The sequence below is a fragment of the Bacillus sp. MMSF_3353 genome, assembly GCF_030733445.1.
GTDB classification, from domain to species: Bacteria; Bacillota; Bacilli; order Bacillales; family Bacillaceae_G; genus Bacillus_A; species Bacillus_A wiedmannii.
In genome coordinates, this window is the sequence record NZ_JASHJA010000001.1 from 505,005 (window position 1) to 527,852 (window position 22,848).

At 36.6% G+C, this 22,848-nt stretch carries 23 protein-coding genes and 1 other annotated feature; of the genes, 16 read left to right on the plus strand and 7 right to left on the minus strand.

Translation table 11 applies throughout. The features are described 5' to 3' along the window. The first annotated feature begins 122 nt into the window (after positions 1-122). The 7 genes from argC (at position 123) to RBB48_RS02760 (ending at position 6,284) form a co-directional block, all read left to right on the plus strand. Entirely contained in the window at positions 123-1,160 is a 1,038-nt protein-coding gene (gene argC / locus RBB48_RS02730; RefSeq protein WP_306007363.1) for an N-acetyl-gamma-glutamyl-phosphate reductase, read from the plus strand. A gap of 10 nt (positions 1,161-1,170) precedes the next feature. Next, on the plus strand, positions 1,171-2,394 hold the full coding sequence (gene argJ / locus RBB48_RS02735) for a bifunctional glutamate N-acetyltransferase/amino-acid acetyltransferase ArgJ (RefSeq protein ID WP_306007364.1): 1,224 nt from the start codon (positions 1,171-1,173) through the stop codon (positions 2,392-2,394). An 11-nt stretch (positions 2,395-2,405) separates the two neighbouring features. Then, positions 2,406-3,173, plus strand: coding sequence for an acetylglutamate kinase (gene argB, locus RBB48_RS02740; protein ID WP_097915887.1), 768 nt, complete (start codon positions 2,406-2,408; stop codon positions 3,171-3,173). Further along, positions 3,170-4,330 (plus strand): acetylornithine transaminase, encoded by a 1,161-nt coding sequence (locus RBB48_RS02745; protein ID WP_306007365.1) that lies wholly within the window; start codon positions 3,170-3,172, stop codon positions 4,328-4,330. The genes argB and RBB48_RS02745 overlap by 4 nt, the downstream gene beginning before the upstream one ends. Positions 4,331-4,342: 12 nt before the next feature. Continuing rightward, the gene (gene argF / locus RBB48_RS02750) at positions 4,343-5,293 is read left to right on the plus strand and encodes an ornithine carbamoyltransferase (protein WP_306007366.1); all 951 of its coding nucleotides are present in this window, start codon (positions 4,343-4,345) and stop codon (positions 5,291-5,293) included. Positions 5,294-5,467: 174 nt separating this feature from the next. Next, positions 5,468-6,028 carry a DUF2062 domain-containing protein gene (locus RBB48_RS02755; RefSeq protein ID WP_087985150.1) on the plus strand — a complete coding sequence of 187 codons (561 nt, stop codon included), beginning with the start codon at positions 5,468-5,470 and terminating at the stop codon, positions 6,026-6,028. A gap of 58 nt (positions 6,029-6,086) precedes the next feature. Beyond that, positions 6,087-6,284 carry a hypothetical protein gene (locus RBB48_RS02760; RefSeq protein ID WP_060488332.1) on the plus strand — a complete coding sequence of 66 codons (198 nt, stop codon included), beginning with the start codon at positions 6,087-6,089 and terminating at the stop codon, positions 6,282-6,284. Between the two features lie 24 nt (positions 6,285-6,308). On the opposite strand, the gene RBB48_RS02765 is transcribed toward RBB48_RS02760, so the two are convergent. After that, positions 6,309-6,755, minus strand: a complete 447-nt coding sequence (locus RBB48_RS02765; RefSeq protein ID WP_000445817.1) for a MarR family winged helix-turn-helix transcriptional regulator — start codon at positions 6,753-6,755, stop codon at positions 6,309-6,311. A gap of 72 nt (positions 6,756-6,827) precedes the next feature. Further along, positions 6,828-7,607, minus strand: coding sequence for a GDSL-type esterase/lipase family protein (locus RBB48_RS02770; RefSeq protein ID WP_087985149.1), 780 nt, complete (start codon positions 7,605-7,607; stop codon positions 6,828-6,830). Positions 7,608-7,969: 362 nt separating this feature from the next. Between RBB48_RS02770 and cpdB the strand changes: the two genes are divergently transcribed. Further along, a complete protein-coding gene (cpdB, locus tag RBB48_RS02775; protein ID WP_088608122.1) occupies positions 7,970-10,312 on the plus strand; it encodes a bifunctional 2',3'-cyclic-nucleotide 2'-phosphodiesterase/3'-nucleotidase in 2,343 nt (780 codons plus the stop codon). Positions 10,313-10,361: 49 nt separating this feature from the next. On the opposite strand, the gene nhaC is transcribed toward cpdB, so the two are convergent. Next, the gene (gene nhaC / locus RBB48_RS02780; protein ID WP_000253742.1) at positions 10,362-11,735 is read right to left on the minus strand and encodes a Na+/H+ antiporter NhaC; all 1,374 of its coding nucleotides are present in this window, start codon (positions 11,733-11,735) and stop codon (positions 10,362-10,364) included. Between the two features lie 277 nt (positions 11,736-12,012). Beyond that, positions 12,013-12,233: a binding site (T-box leader), on the minus strand. A gap of 142 nt (positions 12,234-12,375) precedes the next feature. Here nhaC and RBB48_RS02785 point away from each other — a divergent pair. The 8 genes from RBB48_RS02785 to RBB48_RS02820 all read left to right on the plus strand — a co-directional run bounded on the left by RBB48_RS02785 (position 12,376) and on the right by RBB48_RS02820 (position 19,138). Next, the gene (locus RBB48_RS02785) at positions 12,376-12,732 is read left to right on the plus strand and encodes a hypothetical protein (RefSeq protein ID WP_137011333.1); all 357 of its coding nucleotides are present in this window, start codon (positions 12,376-12,378) and stop codon (positions 12,730-12,732) included. Between the two features lie 122 nt (positions 12,733-12,854). Then, positions 12,855-14,243: an adenosylmethionine--8-amino-7-oxononanoate transaminase gene (bioA, locus tag RBB48_RS02790; protein WP_088064365.1), complete on the plus strand. Its 1,389-nt coding sequence runs from the start codon at positions 12,855-12,857 to the stop codon at positions 14,241-14,243. Next, positions 14,243-14,971, plus strand: coding sequence for a dethiobiotin synthase (bioD, locus tag RBB48_RS02795; RefSeq protein ID WP_098133916.1), 729 nt, complete (start codon positions 14,243-14,245; stop codon positions 14,969-14,971). Before bioA ends, bioD begins: the two co-directional genes overlap by 1 nt. Beyond that, positions 14,937-16,124, plus strand: a complete 1,188-nt coding sequence (gene bioF, locus RBB48_RS02800) for an 8-amino-7-oxononanoate synthase (RefSeq protein ID WP_097907240.1) — start codon at positions 14,937-14,939, stop codon at positions 16,122-16,124. The genes bioD and bioF overlap by 35 nt, the downstream gene beginning before the upstream one ends. After that, positions 16,121-16,861 carry an alpha/beta fold hydrolase gene (locus tag RBB48_RS02805; RefSeq protein ID WP_087985143.1) on the plus strand — a complete coding sequence of 247 codons (741 nt, stop codon included), beginning with the start codon at positions 16,121-16,123 and terminating at the stop codon, positions 16,859-16,861. Before bioF ends, RBB48_RS02805 begins: the two co-directional genes overlap by 4 nt. Further along, complete coding sequence (gene bioC, locus RBB48_RS02810) at positions 16,827-17,636, plus strand: malonyl-ACP O-methyltransferase BioC (RefSeq protein WP_306007367.1); 810 nt, start codon at positions 16,827-16,829, stop codon at positions 17,634-17,636. The genes RBB48_RS02805 and bioC overlap by 35 nt, the downstream gene beginning before the upstream one ends. 1 nt (position 17,637) lies before the next feature. After that, positions 17,638-18,636 (plus strand): biotin synthase, encoded by a 999-nt coding sequence (gene bioB / locus RBB48_RS02815; protein ID WP_000815838.1) that lies wholly within the window; start codon positions 17,638-17,640, stop codon positions 18,634-18,636. 181 nt (positions 18,637-18,817) lie between these two features. Continuing rightward, positions 18,818-19,138 carry a hypothetical protein gene (locus RBB48_RS02820; protein ID WP_000549778.1) on the plus strand — a complete coding sequence of 107 codons (321 nt, stop codon included), beginning with the start codon at positions 18,818-18,820 and terminating at the stop codon, positions 19,136-19,138. Positions 19,139-19,167: 29 nt separating this feature from the next. Here RBB48_RS02820 and ribH read toward each other — a convergent pair whose 3' ends face one another. Genes ribH through ribD form a run of 4 tightly spaced genes read right to left on the minus strand, consistent with a single transcriptional unit; the run spans position 19,168 to position 22,592 of the window. After that, positions 19,168-19,629 carry a 6,7-dimethyl-8-ribityllumazine synthase gene (ribH, locus tag RBB48_RS02825; protein ID WP_000230900.1) on the minus strand — a complete coding sequence of 154 codons (462 nt, stop codon included), beginning with the start codon at positions 19,627-19,629 and terminating at the stop codon, positions 19,168-19,170. A gap of 18 nt (positions 19,630-19,647) precedes the next feature. Further along, on the minus strand, positions 19,648-20,841 hold the full coding sequence (gene ribBA, locus RBB48_RS02830; RefSeq protein WP_060488339.1) for a bifunctional 3,4-dihydroxy-2-butanone 4-phosphate synthase/GTP cyclohydrolase II: 1,194 nt from the start codon (positions 20,839-20,841) through the stop codon (positions 19,648-19,650). A 12-nt stretch (positions 20,842-20,853) separates the two neighbouring features. Then, positions 20,854-21,498, minus strand: coding sequence for a riboflavin synthase (gene ribE / locus RBB48_RS02835; RefSeq protein ID WP_306007368.1), 645 nt, complete (start codon positions 21,496-21,498; stop codon positions 20,854-20,856). Further along, a complete protein-coding gene (gene ribD / locus RBB48_RS02840) occupies positions 21,480-22,592 on the minus strand; it encodes a bifunctional diaminohydroxyphosphoribosylaminopyrimidine deaminase/5-amino-6-(5-phosphoribosylamino)uracil reductase RibD (protein ID WP_060488341.1) in 1,113 nt (370 codons plus the stop codon). Before ribD ends, ribE begins: the two co-directional genes overlap by 19 nt. Between the last annotated feature and the right edge of the window lie 256 nt (positions 22,593-22,848).

Genomic DNA, 22,848 nt, shown 5'->3' on the forward strand with positions numbered 1-22,848 from the left:
ATTGTTTTTCTAGTAAAATTAAGTTTTTTAAGTTTGTAAAATTTATAAATATTTAGTTGACTCTATAAATATACAATATTATAATCATACTTAATTTAAAGAATCGATATGAGGAGGAGCATATGAAAGTCGCGATTATTGGAGCAACTGGGTATGGAGGTATTGAGTTAATTCGGTTATTAGAGCAACATCCATATTTTTCGATAGCATCTCTTCATTCTTTTTCGCAAGTTGGCGAGTGTATAACAAATGTATATCCGCATTTTCAAAATGTTCTTGTTCATACGTTACAAGAAATTGATGCGGAAGAAATAGTGAAAGAAGCAGAAATTGTATTTTTGGCAACCCCAGCAGGAGTATCAGCAGAGCTAACTCCAAAATTATTAGCAGTAGGTTTAAAAGTAATTGACCTATCTGGAGACTTTCGTATGAAAGATCCTTTCATATATGAACAGTGGTATAAAAGGGCAGCTGCAAAAGAAGAAGTTCTTAGTGAAGCTGTATATGGGTTAAGTGAATGGAAAAGGTCCGAGATTCAAAATACAAATTTAATTGCAAACCCAGGATGTTTTGCTACAGCTGCATTATTAGCGATATTGCCGTTAGTACGTAGCGGCATGATTGAAGAAGATTCAATTATTATTGATGCGAAATCAGGAGTATCTGGAGCGGGCAAAACGCCAACAACAATGACTCACTTTCCCGAGTTATACGATAACTTGCACATTTATAAAGTAAATGAGCATCAACACGTTCCTGAGATTGAGCAAATGCTTGCAGAGTGGAATAGGGAAACGAAGCCAATCACGTTTAGTACACATTTAATACCGATATCACGGGGGATTATGGTTACACTTTATGCAAAAGTAAAACGAGAAATGGAAATAGAACAACTTCAAAAATTATATGAAGAAACGTATGAACAATCGGCTTTTATTCGAATTCGCACGCAAGGAGAGTTTCCAAGTCCGAAAGAAGTGAGGGGCTCAAATTATTGTGATATGGGGATAGCTTACGATGAAAGAACAGGAAGAGTGACAGTCGTTTCTGTTATAGACAATATGATGAAAGGTGCGGCTGGGCAAGCGATTCAAAATGCAAACATAGTTGCGGGACTAGAAGAAACAACAGGTTTACAACATATGCCGCTTTATCTATAAGGGGGACATGATGATTAAAGTAGAGTCTATTACAAAATTAGAAAATGGTTCAATTGTAACGCCAAAAGGCTTTTCGGCAATCGGTACTGCAAATGGTTTAAAAAAAGAACAAAGAGATTTAGGTGTGATCATTTGTGAAGTGCCAGCATCATGTGCCGCTGTCTATACAACGAATCAAATACAAGCAGCCTCGCTGCAAGTAACGAAAGACAGTATAGCAGCTGAGGGGAAATTACAAGCGATTATCGTCAATAGTGGAAATGCAAATGCTTGTACAGGAATGAAAGGATTACAAGATGCCTACGAGATGCGTGCATTAGGGGCGGAACATTTTGGAGTGAAAGAAAATTACGTTGCAGTAGCTTCAACAGGTGTAATTGGTGTTCCTTTACCGATGGATATAATCCGAAAGGGAGTTGCAAATCTTATCCCGACGAAGGAAGTAAGTGAAGCTCATTCTTTTTCTGAAGCGATTTTAACGACGGATCTTATAACGAAAGAAACGTGCTATGAGATGATGATTGATGGGAAGAAAGTGGTGCTTGCTGGTGTTGCTAAAGGTTCAGGGATGATTCATCCGAATATGGCAACGATGCTGAGTTTTATTACGACAGACGCTCATATAGAGCATGATGTATTGCAAATAGCATTATCACAAATAACGAATCATACATTTAATCAAATTACGGTGGATGGAGATACTTCTACGAATGATATGGTCATCGTTATGGCAAGTGGATTATCAGAAACGAAACCAATCAATATGGAACATGCAGATTGGGAAACTTTCGTATTTGCTTTACAGAAGGTATGTGAAGATTTAGCAAAAAAAATTGCACAAGATGGTGAAGGTGCTACGAAGTTAATAGAAGTAAATGTGCTAGGAGCTCGAACGAATGAAGAGGCAAAGAAAATTGCAAAGCAAATAGTCGGTTCGAGTCTTGTGAAAACAGCAATACATGGTGAAGACCCAAATTGGGGGCGAATTATTAGCAGTATGGGACAAAGTGAAGTAGCGATTAATCCAAATACAATTGATATTACTCTTCAATCTATCGCTGTGTTAAAAAATAGTGAACCTCAAATGTTTTCTGAAGAGGAAATGAAAAAGAAATTAAAAGAACATGAAATTATGATTGATGTGTATTTACATTTAGGAGAAGAAACCGGATCAGCTTGGGGCTGTGACTTAAGCTATGAATATGTGAAAATAAACGCTTGTTATCGTACATAAGGAGAGGGAAGATGAGCGATTATATTGTAGTGAAATGCGGCGGTAGTATGTTGGATCAATTAAATGATGTGTTTTTTGATTGTATAAAGAAATTGCAACAGAAGTATAAAGTAGTGATTGTCCATGGTGGCGGCCCAGAAATTGATGCGCAATTAAAAGATTGTAACATCAAAGTAGAAAAAAGAGATGGGTTACGAGTAACACCAAAAGAAGTTATGGATATTGTTCAAATGGTGCTATGCGGAAGTACGAATAAAAAATTTGTAATGAAGTTGCAAAGGCATAATTTACTTGCGGTAGGTTGTTCAGGGTGTGACGGCAATTTACTTCAAGTTCAACCTGTCAGTGAAGAAATAGGATATGTGGGAGAAGTAAGTTATGTCGAAACAGCCTTACTAAAAGGATTGATAAATTTGAATTATATTCCTGTTATTGCTCCAATCGGGATAAATGATAATGAGATTTATAACATAAATGCGGATACCGCTGCAGCTGGAATTGCGGCGGCGTTATCCGCAAAAGAACTCATTTTTATTACGGATGTAGATGGGATATTACATGAAGGGAAATTAGTAAAGAAAACGGATGAATTTGAAATTGTTACTTTAATAGAAAAAGGAGTTATTACAGGCGGGATGATTCCGAAAGTACAGGCGGCACTAGTGTCATTAAAAATGGGAGTGCAAAAGATAAGTATTGTGAACGGTACAAAAGATTTTACTGAAGTTACGGGAGATTGTATCGGAACGACGGTAACGAAAGGAGTAAGTATCGTATGACAAGTCATCTTTTTCAAACATATGGGAGAAGAAATATTGAGTTTGTAAAGGGAAGTGGAACGAAAGTTATTGATAAAAATGGTAAGCAATATTTAGATTTTACATCAGGAATTGGTGTATGTAATTTAGGACATTGTCACCCTACTGTTATGAAAGCTGTACAAGAGCAACTTCATGATATATGGCATATATCTAACCTGTTTACAAACAGCTTACAAGAAGAAGTCGCGTCATTATTAACAAAAAATATAGCATTAGATTCTGTGTTTTTCTGTAATAGCGGGGCAGAGGCGAATGAGGCTGCGTTGAAGCTGGCTCGTAAGCATGCTGGAAAATCTCTCGTCGTAACATGCCAGCAGTCTTTTCACGGTAGAACATTCGCAACGATGAGTGCGACGGGGCAAAATAAAGTGAAGGAAGGATTTGGTCCACTCCTTCCGTCATTTTTACATATCCCTTTTAACGACGTGAAGGTGTTAGAGGAAGTAATGAATGAAGAAGTCGCGGCGGTAATGGTAGAAGTTGTTCAAGGAGAGGGAGGAGTCATACCTGCTAATCTATCTTTTTTGGAAGAGATTGAAACATTATGTAATAAGTTCGGCTCCTTATTTATTATAGACGAAGTACAAACGGGGATAGGAAGAACAGGAACACTATTTGCTTACGAACAAATGGGAATAAAACCTGATATCGTTACCGTTGCAAAGGCACTAGGAAATGGTATTCCTGTTGGAGCGATGATCGGCCGTAAGGAACTCGGAACGTCGTTCACTGCAGGATCACACGGTTCAACGTTTGGCGGGAATTATATTGCGATGGCTGCAGCGAAAGAAGTATTGCAAGTAAGTAAGAGACCATCGTTTTTAAAAGAAGTAAAGGAAAAGGGCGAATACGTATTACAGAAGTTGCGAGAGGAGTTACGACATGTCGACTGTATTCAAAATATACGTGGTAAGGGGCTTATGATTGGAATTGAATGTACGCATGAAGTTGCAAGTTTTATAGAACAACTAGAAAAAGAGGGACTTCTCGTATTACAAGCAGGGCCTAATGTTATAAGACTATTACCGCCACTCATTGTAACGAATGAAGAGTTAGAACAGGCAGTATATATGATAAAAAAAGTAGTTTGTACAAAAAACGTATCAATCATATAAGGGGGAAATTTCATGTCAACTGTACAAGTACCGAAATTAAATACGAAAGATCTTTTAACACTAGAAGAATTAACGAAAGAAGAAATCATTTCTTTAATTGAGTTCGCTATATATTTAAAAAAGAATAAGCAGGAGCCTTTATTACAAGGCAAAATATTAGGGCTTATCTTTGATAAACATTCAACTCGTACTCGTGTATCTTTTGAAGCGGGAATGGTACAGCTCGGGGGACATGGTATGTTTTTAAGTGGGAAAGAGATGCAAATTGGAAGAGGGGAGAGCGTTTCAGATACTGCGAAAGTATTATCTCATTATATTGACGGGATCATGATACGTACATTCTCACATGCCGATGTAGAAGAGCTTGCAAAAGAATCGAGCATACCTGTTATTAATGGATTAACGGACGATCACCACCCTTGTCAAGCGTTAGCAGATTTAATGACGATTTATGAAGAAGTAAAGACATTTAAAGGAATTAAATTAGCTTATGTAGGTGATGGGAATAACGTATGTCATTCATTGTTGTTAGCGAGTGCGAAAGTTGGAATGAATATGACTGTTGCAACGCCTGTAGGGTATGAACCGAATGAGGAAATTGTAAAAAAAGCGTTAACGATTGCTGAAGAAACAGGAGCTGAAATTGAAATTTTGCATAACGCTGAATTAGCAGTGAGTAAAGCAGATTTCATTTATACTGACGTTTGGATGAGCATGGGGCAAGAGGGAGAAGAAGAGAAATATACTTTATTTCAACCGTACCAAATTAATACCGAACTTGTTATGCATGCGAAGCAAACGTATCGTTTCTTACACTGTTTACCTGCCCATCGTGAAGAGGAAGTAACAGGAGAAATTATAGATGGACCGCAGTCTATCGTATTTGAGCAAGCTGGTAATCGATTACATGCGCAAAAAGCATTATTAGTAAGCTTATTTAAAAATGTAGAAGAGCCTTCCTAAATGATGTGCACCCCAATTGTTAAGCACGAATAACAATTGGGGTGTGCTTTTTATATTGAAATGTCGTATGTATATTTGGTTAACCATTTTGATATCATTTATAATGAAAGAGAAAATGAAATTTGTTTTTCAGAGTGTGTAAGGGCATACTAGGTATAAAATATAGTTAAAGAGATGATGAGGGTGAAAACAACTAAGAAAACATATTCGTTTTTCCAGCGGATGTGGAGAATATTAAAGTTTCAATATTATAAGTTGCTTCGATCACCAGAAGGAGCAAAGAAAGTATCATTAGGCTTTGCGATAGGTTTTGGTTTAGAGATGCTGGTCCTATATACGGCATCGCTCGTATATGTAATATTTTATCCGATCGTTCGATTGGCAAAGGGATCTTTTCCTGCGGCGGTTATTGGCAATATTATTGGGAAAATATCATTTTTACCAGTATTTTTATTTCCATTTGCATATGCGTTAGGAAAAATGATTTATCCATTTCATGTGAAAAAGATACATCATGAACCATTTACGATCTCTGACTTGTTTTCAAGCCATATTTTCACAATGTTAAAGAGCTTGTTACAGAGTGAAGTGTATGTATTAATTGGTATGACGATAATAGGAGTTGTGTTTGGGGTAATTTCATATTTTGTTGTGCATTATTTATATGAAAAGAACCGTAAGCTACGTTTGAAGAACAGAAAGAAACGAGTGAGAGAACCACTCGTGCAAATATAAAGAGTGTCACATTCATTTTCTCCTTGGAATATGTTTAAGAAAAAGGAGGAGAGAATGAATGTATTATTATTACGTACCGCAAGTATATCCATATGTAAATTATTATCCGGTAAATGATATGAGGCAGCAATTTGGAGTGTATCAGCAGCAGCAATTACCACAAATACCACAACAACAGCCTACGCAAGAACAAAAACCATATTTAACGACATGGCCATATTCAAATGTATACTATGGTAATTATTACGAATCATAAAGCTGCTTCTATGTAGAAGCAGCTTTATGCGTTTGTTTTCAAAATTAAATTTTGAATGGTTTGAAGAGAGTGAATGAGCTTTTCGCGCTCTTCCTCAGATAATGTTTGGAAATTTTCTTTTAATTTGTCTAAAATGAATTGTTGATACTGATTTACTAACAATTTCCCTTCAGCTGTTAGGGAAATTAAAATGACCCGTCGATCTTTTTCGCTATAATGACGCTCTATTAGTTCTTCTTGAATCAGTTTGTTTAATAGAGGTGTCATGTTAGGCCGTGAAATCGCTAGCCGCTTGCCGATTTCGGAAACTGCTAATGTACCATTTTCATGCAGAAGTAGCAATACTTGTGTATGTGATGGCGGCATATGTCTTTGAGAAGAAAATTCTCCAGGAAGCATAAATTTGCGATAAAAAAGAGGCACTAGCGAAAGAAGATGATCAACAATACGTTCCCACTCGCGTGATTCCATATAAAGGCCCCCTTCCACTATCATTGTAACAAAAAAGACATGTTATAAAAATAGAATTGTTTCATGGAAATTTTAATATTTGTAGGCCAACACTTTTTTTGTAAATGAATCGGCAATAATCGCGTAGCCATTATCATTTGGATGCACTTGGTCAAAGAGTAAATCTTTTTTATCATTTGATATTAATTTACGAATTGGTAAAACGATAGATGGTTGATTTGCTTTTGAAATGGAATAAACGGATTCATTCCATCCATCTAAAAACATATCTGCATAACTGGCGATGGAGTCATCGAGTTGTAACGGATTATAGAGTTCTGAGAGAATGAGTAAAGCGTTCGGATTTTGATCTCGAACTGTCTTTACAATATTTTTTATATCCGCTTCAAAATGAGCTTTTTCTTTATTTAACATTTTAATACCATCTATAACACCGACATCACGATTTAAACGGAATAAATTATTTCCTCCAATATTAATTGTAATGATATTTGCTGCTCTAATTTTTTGCTTTACATCTTCTGATTGCACTTTTTTAGCGAGACGATCTGTTGTAAGACCGTTTATCCCAAGGTTTTCTACTGTAATTGGCTTATGAATTTGTGCTTCTATTTGTCTAGAAGCTAATTCAGCAAATCCCCCTTGTGTCGATCCATATCCTTTGGCGAGTGAATCACCTAGTACGAGATGATAAAAGGAATCGTTTGTTTGCTTATCAATCCAACTTGGAGTAGATGTTTTTTCTGTGTTTTCTTCGGGTTCATTTTGTTTTGTCTCATCGTTCTTTTCAAAATAAGAATAAGAAATGATTAGAAGGAGGAGACAAACAATTGTTAAGATGACTTTTTTCATATATTCATCCTCCTTGTAATTGGTAATTGTATCATATTCAGCAGTATTAACAATGTAAGGGCATATTATATGTTTATGAAAAGTTTACAACAACTTTACAGAAAATTTGTAGAAGTATGTCAAAAAATATTGACGATATGAAAGTACATTATATATGATAATGTCAGATAAGGTGAAATTTTAATGAGTAGGGCTTTATTTCCCACTAATTAAAGTTTCACTAATCAGGCGTTTAAGGGGACTACTCATTAGCGCAGGATGAAATGAAAATCTTGTCTCTAATAGAAGAAAAAAGGTATGTGGTTAGAGGCAAATAAAAGTTTATTTCATTATTTTTGGTAATTGTATAAGGGGGATTTTTTGTGAAAAAGTCAAAAAAAATGCTAGCTGGAGCAACTCTTGCTATAGGTGTAATAGCGCCGCAAGTATTGCCAGCAACAGCTCATGCGGATGAGAACAACGGGGAGAGTACGGTTAACTTACGAATTCTAGAAACATCAGATATTCACGTTAACTTAATGAATTACGATTATTATCAAACGAAAACAGATAATAAAGTAGGTCTCGTGCAAACGGCAACACTTGTTAATAAAGCACGTGAAGAAGCGAAGAACTCTGTCCTATTTGATGATGGGGATGCATTGCAAGGGACACCACTTGGAGATTATGTAGCGAATAAAATAAATGATCCGAAGAAGCCTGTGGATCCTAGTTATACACATCCATTATATCGTTTAATGAATTTAATGAAGTATGACGTCATCTCTCTTGGGAATCATGAATTTAACTACGGTTTAGACTATTTAAACAAAGTAATTAGTAAAACAGAGTTCCCGGTTATTAACTCCAACGTCTATAAAGATGATAAAGATACTAATGAAGAGAACGACCAAAATTACTTTAAACCATATCATGTTTTTGAAAAAGAAGTAGAAGATGAATCAGGACAAAAACAAAAAGTGAAAATTGGCGTAATGGGATTTGTTCCACCTCAAGTTATGAACTGGGATAAAGCAAATTTAGAAGGAAAAGTGAAAGCGAAAGATATAGTTGAAACAGCGAAGAAAATGGTGCCAAAAATGAAAGCAGAAGGTGCAGATGTTATCGTTGCACTAGCGCATTCGGGCGTTGATAAGAGTGGATACAACGTTGGCATGGAAAACGCTTCGTATTATTTAACAGAAGTTCCTGGTGTAGATGCAGTATTAATGGGACATTCACATACTGAAGTGAAGGATGTATTTAATGGTGTTCCAGTTGTAATGCCTGGTGTCTTTGGAAGTAACTTAGGTATTATTGATATGCAATTGAAAAAGGTAAACGGAAAATGGGAAATACAAAAAGAGCAATCGAAGCCGCAACTTCGTCCGATTGCTGATAGTAAAGGGAACCCATTAGTACAATCTGATCAAGAATTAGTTAATGAAATTAAAGATGATCATCAAGCGACAATTGATTATGTGAATACAGCTGTAGGAAAAACGACAGCGCCAATTAATAGTTATTTCTCATTAGTACAAGATGATCCTTCTGTACAACTTGTGACAAATGCACAAAAATGGTATGTAGAAAAGTTATTTGCTGAAAATGGACAGTATAGCAAATATAAAGGAATTCCAGTTTTATCTGCAGGCGCACCATTTAAAGCAGGTGGCCGAAACGGTGCTACATATTATACGGATATTCCAGCTGGAACGTTAGCGATTAAAAACGTTGCAGATTTATACGTATATCCAAATACGTTATATGCTGTAAAAGTAAATGGGGCACAAGTGAAAGAATGGCTTGAAATGTCTGCAGGTCAGTTTAACCAAATTGATCCAAAGAAAACAGAAGAACAGCCGTTAGTAAATATAAGCTATCCTACATATAACTTCGATATTTTAGATGGCTTAAAATACGAAATTGATGTAACACAACCAACGAAATACGATAAAGATGGAAAAGTTGTAAATGCAAATACGAATCGTATTATAAATATGACATATGAAGGTAAGCCAGTAGCTGACAATCAAGAGTTCATCGTCGCTACAAATAACTATCGCGGAAGTAGCCAAACGTTCCCAGGTGTAAGTAAAGGCGAAGTTGTATACCAATCACAAGATGAAACACGTCAAATCATTGTGAAGTATATGCAAGAAACACCAGTTATTAATCCAGCAGCAGATAAAAATTGGACGTTTAAACCGATTGTTGCAGATAAATTACATACAACATTCGATTCTTCACCAAATGCACAAAAGTATATAAAGAAAGATGGGAAAATATCATATGTTGGACCATCTGAAAATGAATTTGCTAAATATGCAATTGATATAACGAAGAAGAACGATGATGATAAGGAAACTGGTGGAGAGAATCCAACGACACCGCCAACAGGTGAAGGGAATAATGGAGGAAATCCAACGACACCACCAACAGGTGAAGGAAATAATGGAGGAAATCCAACGACACCACCAACAGATGAAGGTAGTAATGGAGAAAATCCAACGACACCACCAACAAATGAAGCAAATAATGCAGGATCTGGACAAACTACAACGGATAATCAAAACTCAAAAGAAACAACAACTGTAAGTGAAAATAAAGAAGACCGTGATTTACCGAAAACAGGTACAAGTGTTGCTTCTACAATTGGAGCAGGCTTGGCGTTTGTTGGAGCGGGATTACTTCTGTTATTTAGAAGAAAGAAAGCAAATAGATAGTGGAGAAATATAAAAAGGATTACCGATTCAGGTAATCCTTTTTAATATATTATGAAAGTGTTACAGCTTTTTCTTTCTTCCATGAAAGGCCAAATCCAGTGAAACCAACAATAATTGTTAAGACTGGGCAAGCTAAACAGAAAATTGCGAATGGAAGGTAATCAAATGTCGGAACGCCAAGGACGTTCGATAAGAATACACCACTTACTCCCCATGGTACGAGAGGGTTAATAACTGTACCTGCATCTTCTAGTACTCGTGATAAATTCCGACGTTCTAAACCGACTTCATCGTATTTATTAGCAAATGCTTGTCCTGTTAAAACGATGGATAAGTACTGCTCACCAAGTAAGAAGTTTACACCAATTGCAGTTGAAGCAGTAGAAATAATTAAACGTGTGCTATTTTTTACGAAGCTAGAGATGATATTCATGAGCTGCGTAATAATACCCATTCCTTGTAATAATCCTCCCATACAAAGAGCCAGGAAAATAAGTGCAATCGACATCATCATACTTTGTAGACCACCGCGAGATAGTAAGCTATCAATGTCTTTAATACCAGTTTTAGAAACGTATCCGTCTTGCATAATTTTCATTAAATCAGCTAAAGAAGTGCTAGGTTTAAAAATAAAGAGAATAATAATTCCTACCACAATTCCTGCAAGTAATGTTGGAACTGCTGGAACTTTTTTAAATGCGAATAGGAACAGTAATAAAATTGGAATTAGTGTAACGATAGAAATCGTCGTATTTTTCTCTAAAGTGCTAATAAAGTTTGTGAAGTCAACGTCTCCGCTAGTACCGCCTCCTAAAATGAAAAATGCGATAAAAGCAATAATGAAAGCTGGAACTGTTGTCCAAAGCATGTTACGAATATGCTCAAATAAATCTACACCCGTTACAGCAGGAGCTAAGTTTGTTGTATCAGATAAAGGAGACATTTTATCTCCAAAGAATGCACCAGAAATAATTGCACCAGCGATTAGAGCTGGATCGTATCCGAGAGCACTACCCATACCCATAAAGGCAAGTCCTACAGTTGCGGCAGTTGTAAAGGCACTACCGATACTTGTTCCAACAATTGCACAAACAACAAAAACAGTTGGAACGAAAATCTTTGGAGATACAAGCTGGAAGCCGTATACCATTAAAGTTGGAATTGTTCCAGCAGCGATCCAAACACTAATTAATACGCCTACAAGCAAGAAAATAAAAATAGATGGAATACCAGCTGAAATACTACTGATCATCCCTTTTTCCATAGTAGACCAAGAGATTTTTTTCATAAATCCAAATGCTAATAAAAGAACGATACCAAATAAAATTGGGATGTGTGGTGAAACTTCTAATTGAATAACACTAAAGCCAATACAGAAAAAGATAAATAATGTTAAAAGAACAGATTCAATTTTTGAAACCATTGTTTTCCCCTCCTAAGTAATTTAAAATAGCTCTTTTTTATATAAAATTCGCCAATATTGTGTATTTCCTTCTAAAATTTAGAATTTTGTGACAAATTATCGGTAATTGTTGGTCCTTCAATATGATACGGAAATGATTGGATAAAAAAACGTCCCTGCATATAATTATGCAGGGACGAAGATATCGCGGTACCACCCTAGCTTGTGAAATGAATGTATCACAAAATAAAGGGTCGTATGATATGCGCTAATAAAATAAAAACGCCCCTGCAATATATGCAGGGACGAAAAATTCGCGGTACCACCCTAAATTGTGAAACAGTTTCGTTTCACCACTCTTTAGATATAACGGTCTATAACCGTCTTTCACTACTCCTTACGTTTCGCAAAAGAAGCTCCAGGGGGTAATTCATAATTCGCTCTGTACTGGTTCGCACCGACCACCAGCTCTCTGAAATCAGAAATCGAAATACTACTAAATCCTATCAATGCCGATTCATATGATGTTAGTTAAATTTTTATCACATTTTCATCTTATATGTCAATAAAAATATTCAATATTTTTTTAGGGAAATAAAGGTTAAATGTTTTTAATGTTCTAAATTTGTACGTTATAATGAATTTGAAAGGGGAGGAAAGAGTGAAGAAAAAAATAATTCTTTTTACCACCTTACTAGTCATTGGCGGAAGTGCTGGAATTTACACAGCTTTTGCAGCTGAATCAGAGCAGGCGAAACAAAAGCAAATACAGCAGTTAGAAGTGAAGAAAGCGAAAGAAACGGAAGAGAAGAAGTCGATGGAAAAAGCAGCTGAGAAACTAGGAGTTTCTACTGAAGGGAAAACAAAAGAAGAGGTTACGAAAGAAGTAAATACCGCAAGATTTGAGAAGCGCCATGATTTATTAATTGAACATGCAAAACAACTTGGAATTGATACAGAAGGAAAAAAAGATGAAGAGATTATTTTAGAAATTGGAAAGGTACAACACGGAAAGTAGAACAACTTATCGTATGATAAGTTGTTCTTTTTTAAGAACTATTTGATTTAAAAATAATTGACAGTCATTTAAATTTAATGTTAACTTTATTTATAAATTAGTTAACATTAGGGGTGACAATTGTGACTGTTAATAGTAATACGACTGAAAAATCGTCTTATACATATGAAGAATTATCGGAGAAAAATAAAGCTTATGTATGGCATCCGTTTACACAAATGAAAGATTATTTAGAAGAAGACCCTGTCATTATTGAACGTGGAGAGGGAAGAAAGCTATACGATGTAAATGGAAATGAATATTGGGATGGTGTTTCATCTATTTGGTTAAATGTTCACGGACATCAAGTACCAGAATTAGATGAAGCAATTCGTGAGCAATTAAATAAAATTGCCCATTCTACTATGTTAGGACTTGCTAACGTTCCATCTATTTTATTAGCAGAAAAAATAATTGAAGTTGTGCCAGAAGGTTTGAAGAAAGTATTCTATTCAGACTCCGGTTCTAGCGCCGTTGAAATTGCAATTAAGATGGCCTTTCAATATTGGCAGCATAAAGGAAAACCGAAGAAACAAAGATTTGTTACATTAAAAGAAGCGTATCACGGTGATACAATTGGAGCTGTTTCAGTAGGAGCGATAGACTTGTTTCACCAAGTGTATAGTTCACTTTTATTTGAGGCAATTAAAATGCCGTATCCATATACATATCGTTCTCCTTATGGAAATAATAAGGAGGAAATTGTGAAAAAACATTTAGAAGAAATGGAAGAGCTGCTGAAAGAAAAGCATGAAGAAATTGCGGCGATTATTGTAGAGCCTTTAATGCAAGGTGCTGGCGGTATGATTACAATGCCAAAAGGATACTTAAGAGGGCTCCGTAATTTATGTACAAAATATAATGTTTTATTTATTACAGATGAGGTAGCGACTGGATTTGGGCGTACCGGGAAAATGTTTGCATGTGAACATGAAAATGTAACGCCGGACATTTTAACAGCCGGAAAAGGTTTAACAGGTGGATATTTACCAGTTGCAATCACCGTAACGACAGATGAAATTTATAATGCCTTTTTAGGAGACTATGAAGAACAAAAAACATTTTTCCACGGTCATAGTTATACAGGGAATCCGTTAGGGTGTGCGGTAGCCATTGCGAATCTAGAGCTATACGAGAAAACAAATTTAATAGAAGAAGTGGCAAGTAAGACAGAATATGTAGCGACGCAATTAGAATCGCTCTTTGCGTATAAACATGTAGGGGATATTCGTCAGTGCGGGTTAATGGTTGGAATTGAACTTGTGAAGAATAAAGTAACGAAAGAAGCGTTTGAATGGACAGAGAGAGTCGGTGTTCAAGTATGTAAACGTTCAAGAGAGCTGGGCATGATTTTGCGACCACTCGGTAATACGATTGTATTTATGCCTCCTCTTGCTTCTACAATTGATGAGATTGATGATATGTTACGTATTTTGTATAAAGCAATCTCGGATGTTACGGAGGGAGAATAATGGGCGGTTTTTTTGTTACAGCAACGGATACTGAAGTGGGGAAAACTGTAGTTGCGGGTGCATTAGCAGGTGTATTTAGAGAATTGGGATATAACATCGGGGTATATAAACCGTTGCAAAGTGGACATGTTGCATCAAATCCAGAGGGAGATGCAGCAAGGTTAAAAGCATTATCGGGTGTACCAACAAAAGAAGATGAAATTTGCCCTTATTCTATTGAAGAACCTCTTGCTCCGAGACTTGCCATGAAAAGAGCTGGAAGAGTAGTACATTTAAAAGACATTATGGATCATTATAATGAACTATTGAAAGAGTTTAATAGCCTATTTGTAGAAGGAGCAGGTGGACTGGCTGTTCCATATACAGAAGACGCTTTAGTAATTGATTTCGCAAAGGAATTACAGCTTCCTCTTATTATAGTCGCACGCCCTATATTAGGAACAGTAAATCATACAGTTTTAACAATTGCTTATGCAAAGGCACAGGGCTTAACAGTAGCAGGTGTAATTTTATCCGGCTGCAAAGAATGTGAAATGGAAAGAGTACAAGAAAATAAAGAAATGATTGAAGAGCTAAGTGGGGTACCGGTTTTAGGTTTATTACCATTCTTTGAAGGTGCGTTTACAAAAGAAGAAGTCTTGGAATCTGCAAAAGAGTATATAATGATTTCAAAATTAGAGGAGTTCATCCGAAATGAATCAAACGTGGCGCACACATCTTCAATCTAAATTGCAACAATTAAATGAACAAGGACAGTATCGCAATTTGCATGTAACAGAACAAGCAGAAGAGACATGGCTTATTCGAGATGAAAAAAGGATGCTAAATTTAGCGTCAAATAATTATTTAGGGTTAGCTGGAGATGAGAGGTTAAAAGAAGCTGCTATTGCATGCACAAGAAAATATGGAACTGGAGCGACAGCATCAAGGCTCGTTGTAGGAAATTATTCACTGTATGAAGAGGTTGAGAGAAGTATATGCGAATGGAAAGGCACTGAAAAAGCCTTAGTTGTAAATAGTGGATATACCGCAAATGTTGGAGTGATTTCTTCATTAGCCTGTCGTCACGATATTGTGTTTAGTGACAAATTAAATCACGCAAGCATCGTTGATGGGATTATATTAAGCGGAGCAGAGCATAAAAGGTATCGTCATAATGATTTAGATCATTTAGAGAAGCTGTTGCAAGCAGCGCCGCCCAAAAAGAAGAAATTAATCGTAACGGATACTGTTTTTAGTATGGATGGTGATACTGCGTATTTGAGAGAGTTAGTGGAGCTGAAAGAGAAATACGGGGCAATCATTATAGTCGATGAAGCACATGCGAGTGGAATATATGGAATTGATGGAGCAGGGTTGTCTCATATAGAAAAAGATATTGCTCAAAAAATTGATATACATATGGGGACGTTTAGCAAAGCTCTAGGGTGTTATGGCGCGTATTTGACAGGTGATGCAATGTATATAGAGTATTTACAAAATATGATGAGAAGCTTTATTTTTACAACAGCTTTACCACCAGGAACGTTAGGAGCAGTGCAAAAAGCAATTGAAATTGTGAAAGAAGATAATGAAAGAAGAGAGAGGCTTATAGAGAATGGAGCATATTTTAGGACACATTTGCAAGGAGCTGGTTTTGATATTGGGAATAGCTCAACTCATATTGTACCGATTGTAGTCGGTTCAAATGAAGCAGCTTTACGGTTTAGTAGAAGGCTGCAAGAGGTAGGTATTGCAGCAATTGCAATTCGTCCACCAACGGTTCCAGTTAATAGTTCACGGGTCCGTTTTGCAGTTACGTCCCAACATACAATAGCTGATTTGAAATGGGCTATTCAGCATATTATACGCATTGGTAAAGAAGAGGGGTTTTTCGTATGAAAGAGCTAAAGGTTATTTTTATTCCTGGATGGGGAATGGAAGAAGGTGTTTGGACTTTAGTTCTGCCGTATTTTAAAGGATATTCTGTTCAATGTATCAATTGGCGTAATGTGAAAGAACAAAGTGAATTTGCGGGGCGAATAATAGATGTAGCAAAAGATGAAAATGTAATTTTAGTTGGATGGTCATTAGGAGCGTTAGCAGCAGTTCAAGCTCATAAAAAGGTTAAGGCAAAAGGTATCGTACTAATTGGTGGTACTGCCAAATTTACAAATACGAGCGATTATACGAGTGGATGGAATACTCTGCATGTAGAACGGCTGAAAAAGAATTTAGCGAGAAAGAAAGAAGATACGCTCAAGCGGTTTTATGAAAATATGTTTACAAAAGATGAGCTGAAAGAGAATAAAAGGTTTGAAGATATGATAAAACGCTTTAAAGGTGATTCTATTCAGTCTTTGCAATTAGGTTTGGAGTATTTAATAGAAGCAGATATGAGAGAAGAACTGAAAGAAATTAAAGTCCCTATACTACTTATTCACGGAGAGCAGGATGTAATTTGTCCATTGTCTGCAGCGCGTAGTATGGCTGAGAATGAGACTGCCACGCTCAAGGTAGTAAGTGAGGCTGGACACGCATTATGCGTAACGAATTTCGAATATTGCGGAAATGAGATAATTCAATTTGTAGAGGGGATACGACATGATCAACAAAACGTTACTTCAAAAACGGTTTAACGCGGCATCTGTATCCTACGATCAATATGCAAATGTACAAAAAAAGATGGCACATTCATTACTTTCTACATTGAATCGGCGATATAGTGCAAATTCATCGATACGTATTTTAGAACTTGGATGCGGAACAGGATATGTTACAGAGCAATTATCAAACTTATTTCCGAAAGCACATATTACAGCCATTGATTTTGCTGAAAGTATGATTGCAGTTGCGAAAACTAGACAAAATGTAAAAAATGTAACGTTTTACTGTGAGGATATCGAAAGATTACGACTAGAAGAAACATATGATGTCATTATTTCAAATGCCACATTTCAATGGCTAAATGATTTAAAACAAGTGATAAGAAATTTATTTCATCATTTGTCTATAGATGGGATATTACTCTTTTCAACGTTTGGACAGGAAACATTTCAAGAATTGCATGCTTCGTTCCAGCGGGCGAAAGAAGAAAAAAATATACAAAATGAAACATCGATTGGGCAACTTTTTTATTCGAAAAATCAGTTGCGCCATATGTGTGAAATAGAAACAGGGGATGTGCATGTTTCTGAAACATGTTACATAGAGAGATTTACAGAAGTTAGGGAGTTTCTACACTCTATTCGAAAAGTAGGAGCGACCAATAGTAATGAAGAATCATATTGTCAAAGTCCCTCACTCTTTCGTGCGATGCTTCGCATATACGAAAGAGACTTCACGGAAAATGAAGGGATAATGGCGACGTATCATGCTTTATTTATGCATATAACAAAAGAGGGGAAGAGATGAAATGAAACAAGTACAAACAAAAAGGGATTGGAAAAAACTTGCACATGACGTAGTAGAAGAGAAAATGATTACGAAAGAGGATGCAATTGCAATATTAGAAGCTGATGATACAGAAGTGTTAGAAATTATGAATGCAGCTTACATCATTCGCCATCATCACTTTGGTAAGAAAGTAAAATTGAATATGATTATTAATACGAAATCTGGATTATGTCCTGAAGATTGCGGATATTGTTCACAGTCTATTATTTCAGAGGCGCCGATTGATAAATATGCATGGCTAACGCAGGAAAAGATTGTAGAAGGAGCACACGAAGCAATTCGCCGTAAAGCGGGTACATATTGTATTGTAGCATCTGGTCGTCGCCCGACGGATAAAGAGGTGAATCACGTAATTGGAGCAGTTAAGGAGATTCGTGAAACGACAGATTTGAAGATTTGTTGTTGTTTAGGTTTCTTAAACGAAGATCAAGCAGGACGTTTAGCAGAAGCGGGTGTACATCGTTATAACCACAACTTAAATACACATGCAAATAATTACGAAAGTATTTGCTCCACTCATACGTATGACGATCGTGTTGATACAGTTCAAAAAGCGAAACAAGCAGGCATTTCACCATGCTCTGGGGCAATTTTTGGAATGGGGGAGACAATAGAAGAACGTGCTGAAATTGCATTTGAATTACAACGTATAGATGCAGATTCAATTCCATGTAATTTCCTTGTTGCTGTAAAGGGTACGCCGCTTGAAGGACAAAAAGAATTAACGCCGATAGAATGTTTAAAAGTACTGGCGATGATGCGTTTTGTAAACCCAACGAAAGAAATTCGTATTTCAGGAGGACGTGAAATCAATTTACGCTCTGTGCAGCCAATCGGTTTATTTGCAGCAAATTCTATTTTTGTTGGAGATTACTTAACGACAGCTGGACAAGAACCGACTGCAGACTGGGGTATGATTGAAGATTTAGGGTTTGAGATTGAAGAATGTGCATTATAAGATAGATAAAAAGCAAACTTGTAAAAGAGTTTGCTTTTTTTGTAAATAAAATGTAATAAATAGTTTTGAAAGCTTGATACTATTGGTTTTTGAGCGAAAAAAAGAATTTTGGTGGACGAATTTTCCAAGCCCCAATTGTACATAGTAAATATGTAATTTATATTGGGTTGGAGGATTTTACATGCACAAATATATATTAGCGATTATGACTTGTCTAATTTTACTAAAAGCAATAAGTGCTGATCCAGTTAAGGCTGCCGAAAATCCTGAACAAAAAGAAATGCAACAACGAATTGAACAACATTTTCGAACGAAAGCTGAACATTTTGGATTGAAAACAGAAGGGAAAGATTTAAAGGAAGTGCGAAAAGAAATTACTATTATAGAAGAAGCGAAGAAAAGAGAGAATGTATGGAGAACAGCACAAACGCTTCGTATACAAACAGAAGGAAAAACAATGGATGAATTAATAAAAGATGTACGGAAAAAAGTAAAAAAATAAAAAAGAGGCCGCAGCCTCTTTTTTATTTTTTATGCCCATTGTTTTGATAAATGAGCCATTTCAATCGCAGCAACGGCGGATTCATAGCCTTTATTACCTGCTTTCGTGCCCGCGCGTTCAATCGCTTGCTCGATCGTTTCAGTCGTTAATACACCGAAAATAACTGGGATGTCTGTTTGTAGTGATAAAGATGCAACTCCTTTTGCTACTTCATTACAAACGTAATCGTAATGTGTTGTAGCACCACGAATTACAGTACCTAACGTAATTACAGCATCATACTTTCCGCTATTAGCCATCTTTTTAGCGATTAAAGGAATTTCGAATGCGCCAGGAACCCAAGCAACATCGATATCAGTTTCTTCTACACCGTGACGCTTTAATCCATCTAAAGCTCCGCCGAGTAACTTACTTGTAATAAATTCATTAAAACGTCCAACAACAACCCCAACTTTTAATCCTGTACCAACTAAATGACCTTCGAATACCATAATAAACCTCTCCCTTAATTATAAGTTTAATAAATGTCCTAATTTGTTTACTTTCGTTTGTAAATACGTTTTATTCTCTTCTTTTGTTGGCATTTGCAATGGTACACGCTCGATTACTTCTAAATCGTAACCTTGTAAGCCAGCAATTTTTCGTGGATTATTCGTTAATAATCGTAAATGTTGTAAACCTAAATCTTTTAAAATTTGAGCGCCAATACCGTAATCACGCAAATCAGCTGGGAACCCAAGTTTTTCGTTTGCTTCTACAGTATCGAATCCTTCTTCTTGTAACTTATAAGCGCGAAGCTTATTAAGAAGGCCAATGCCTCGTCCTTCTTGTCTCATATAGAGAAGAACGCCTTTTCCTTCACGCTCAATTTGAGCAAGTGCAGCATGGAGTTGTGGTCCGCAATCACAGCGGCACGAGCCAAATACATCTCCTGTTAAGCACTCTGAATGAACGCGTACAAGTACAGGCTCTCCTGTTGAAATATCACCTTTTACGAGTGCGATATGTTCTTTCGTATCTAATGAATTAGAATAGCCAATTGCATGGAAAGTACCGAAATCTGTAGGCAATGTAATTTCCACTTCTCGCGTCACTAGTGTTTCATGGTGGCGGCGGTAAGCAATTAAATCTTCTATTGTAATCATTTTTATATCAAATTGTTTTGCACACTGTAGTAAATCAGGTACGCGTGCCATCGTACCGTCCTCATTAATAATCTCGCAAATGACTCCAGCTGGTTCTGCTCCGCAAAGTCTGGCTAAATCGACAGCAGCTTCTGTATGACCAGCTCGGCGTAGGACACCGCCTTCTTTCGCGATTAATGGAAAGATATGTCCAGGACGATTGAAATCAGCACCTTTTGATGCAGGGTTTAATAATTCTTGTATCGTAGTTGCCCGTTCGTGAGCGCTAATCCCTGTTGTTGTAGAAACATGATCAATACTCACTGTAAATGCAGTATGATGCGAATCTGTATTATGAGCTACCATTGGTTCTAATTGTAGACGTTCTGCGTATTCTTCCGTAATCGGTACACAAACGAGACCACGCCCATGTGTAATCATAAAGTTAATCGTTTCTGGCGTAATATACTCTGCTAAAGCGATAAAGTCGCCTTCATTTTCACGGTTTTCATCATCGCATACGATAACGACTTTTCCTTGTTTTAAATCTTCTAGAGCTTCTTCAATACGATGAAACATAATGCTTCCCCCTTATAGAAATCCGTTTTCTTGTAAAAAGCTTTCGCTCATTGAACCTGTTCGTTTTACAGGTTTAGAAATAAAGCGTTCGATATATTTACCGATCATGTCACACTCAATGTTTACGATGTCACCGGCATTCTTTGCTCCGATAACAGATTCACTTACTGTGTGCGGGATGAGTGAGATTGTGATGGAAGATTCGTCTATATCAAATATTGTTAAACTCGTTCCATCAACAGCAACGGAACCTTTATGCAAACAATAGCGCAGCAATTCATCAGAAATAGCTATTTTGTAATAGACGGCATTATAGTGCTGTTTTTTGTTTAATATCGTTCCAATGCCATCAATATGTCCTGAAACGAAATGCCCACCGAATCGTCCGTTTGCAGCCATCGCCCGCTCTAAATTTACTTTAGAGTGTTGTGTAAGCATGCGAAGTGATGTTGATTGCATCGTTTCAGGCATTGCATCCACTGTGAATGAAGCTGTTGTGAAACTCGTTACAGTTAAGCAAATACCGTTAACCGCGATACTATCACCTAAGTGAACATCTGATAAAATATTATTTGCATGGATCGTTAACTTCATCGCTTCTCCGCTTTGTTGCATGTTTGCAATCGTTCCTAATTCTTCTACAATTCCTGTAAACATTCCGTCACCTCACTTCGGGCATTCGCAACGATTTTTATATCATCACCAATTTGTTTCATCTCTTGAATTTCCAAGGAAAGTGCATCTTGCAATGCTGCGAAACCATTTCCACCAAATAAAGTAGGGGCATCATTCCCACCAATTAATATCGGGCTTATATAAGTTATAATTTCATTGAAATGCTTTGTTTGTAAGAAGCTTGCGTGAACTGTTTGACCACCTTCAACGAATAGAGAAAGAATTTGCTTCTCTCCAAGAAAGAAAAGGAGGTCTTTGATTTCTATATGTTTTGTTTTCATTTGGAATATAGCTATATTTTCAGATTCATAAGAAGCTATTTTCTCTTTATTTACATCCTTACCGACAATAATCCATGTCGGTGCTAAACCATCTGTTATGACATGAGAAGATGGTGGCGTTCGTAAATGGGTATCTAAAATAACACGAATAGGATTTTTACCTCCGTTAGGAATTCTTGTCGTTAAATGCGGATTATCAGCTATAACTGTATTCACTCCAACGAGAATCGCATCATGTGTATGACGATATTGGTGAACATCAGCTCGTGCTTCTTCACCTGTAATCCACTTACTTTCACCCGTGACAGTTGCTGTTTTTCCATCTAAGCTCATCGCTGTTTTTATTGTTACAAATGGACGCTTCGTTTTCATGTAGTGAAAAAAGAAACGATTTAGTAAAACTGCTTCCGCTTCAAGAACACCAGTCGTTACTTCGATTCCAGCTTCTTCTAATCTCCTTTTTCCATTACCAGAAACGAGCGGATTACAATCAAGAGTAGCGATTACAACGCGCTTAACTTCTTTTTTGATGAGTAATTCACAGCAAGGTGGTGTTTTTCCAAAATGGCTACACGGTTCAAGTGTTACATACACGGTAGCTCCTTTTGCTTTTTCACCAGCCATATGAAGCGCGTGAACTTCTGCGTGTTCTTCACCAGCACGTAAATGAGCGCCAATACCGACGATGTTTCCTTCTTTTACAACAACAGCACCAACCATAGGGTTTGGACTTGTTTGTCCAGATGTCCCTTCTGCTAACTGTAGGGCAATCCTCATATATTCTTGATCTGTCATTCTCTTCACCTCTCCTGAAAAAATCAAAAAACCCCAAGGATTTTATATCCTTGGGGTTTGGGAGACGTGATTTCTAGAAATATAGTTCGAATACGAAAGTACAGGAAAGAAACCTAACGTTGATTGGTATTTTTGCATAAGGAAAAAACCTAGCAAAAATATCGAATTTTTCAAACGCTAGTCGTATCTTTTTATTTCAGTATAGAAACATAAGTATACAAAATAAAACATATATAAAGATTCAAAACGAAACTTT

Coding starts and splice junctions, on each gene's coding strand:
- RBB48_RS02820 (WP_000549778.1), top strand. CDS start 18,818: ATGCACAAATATATATTAGCGATTATGACTTGTCTAATTTTACTAAAA.
- RBB48_RS02805 (WP_087985143.1), top strand. CDS start 16,121: ATGAAAGAGCTAAAGGTTATTTTTATTCCTGGATGGGGAATGGAAGAA.
- ribE (WP_306007368.1), bottom strand. CDS start 21,498: ATGTTTACAGGAATTGTAGAAGAATTAGGAACGATTGCAAACATGCAA.
- nhaC (WP_000253742.1), bottom strand. CDS start 11,735: ATGGTTTCAAAAATTGAATCTGTTCTTTTAACATTATTTATCTTTTTC.
- ribBA (WP_060488339.1), bottom strand. CDS start 20,841: ATGTTTCATCGTATTGAAGAAGCTCTAGAAGATTTAAAACAAGGAAAA.
- RBB48_RS02745 (WP_306007365.1), top strand. CDS start 3,170: ATGACAAGTCATCTTTTTCAAACATATGGGAGAAGAAATATTGAGTTT.
- bioC (WP_306007367.1), top strand. CDS start 16,827: ATGATCAACAAAACGTTACTTCAAAAACGGTTTAACGCGGCATCTGTA.
- bioB (WP_000815838.1), top strand. CDS start 17,638: ATGAAACAAGTACAAACAAAAAGGGATTGGAAAAAACTTGCACATGAC.
- argB (WP_097915887.1), top strand. CDS start 2,406: ATGAGCGATTATATTGTAGTGAAATGCGGCGGTAGTATGTTGGATCAA.
- RBB48_RS02770 (WP_087985149.1), bottom strand. CDS start 7,607: ATGAAAAAAGTCATCTTAACAATTGTTTGTCTCCTCCTTCTAATCATT.
- RBB48_RS02760 (WP_060488332.1), top strand. CDS start 6,087: ATGTATTATTATTACGTACCGCAAGTATATCCATATGTAAATTATTAT.
- bioD (WP_098133916.1), top strand. CDS start 14,243: ATGGGCGGTTTTTTTGTTACAGCAACGGATACTGAAGTGGGGAAAACT.
- argJ (WP_306007364.1), top strand. CDS start 1,171: ATGATTAAAGTAGAGTCTATTACAAAATTAGAAAATGGTTCAATTGTA.
- argF (WP_306007366.1), top strand. CDS start 4,343: ATGTCAACTGTACAAGTACCGAAATTAAATACGAAAGATCTTTTAACA.
- bioF (WP_097907240.1), top strand. CDS start 14,937: ATGAATCAAACGTGGCGCACACATCTTCAATCTAAATTGCAACAATTA.
- ribH (WP_000230900.1), bottom strand. CDS start 19,629: ATGGTATTCGAAGGTCATTTAGTTGGTACAGGATTAAAAGTTGGGGTT.
- ribD (WP_060488341.1), bottom strand. CDS start 22,592: ATGACAGATCAAGAATATATGAGGATTGCCCTACAGTTAGCAGAAGGG.
- argC (WP_306007363.1), top strand. CDS start 123: ATGAAAGTCGCGATTATTGGAGCAACTGGGTATGGAGGTATTGAGTTA.
- RBB48_RS02755 (WP_087985150.1), top strand. CDS start 5,468: ATGATGAGGGTGAAAACAACTAAGAAAACATATTCGTTTTTCCAGCGG.
- RBB48_RS02765 (WP_000445817.1), bottom strand. CDS start 6,755: ATGGAATCACGCGAGTGGGAACGTATTGTTGATCATCTTCTTTCGCTA.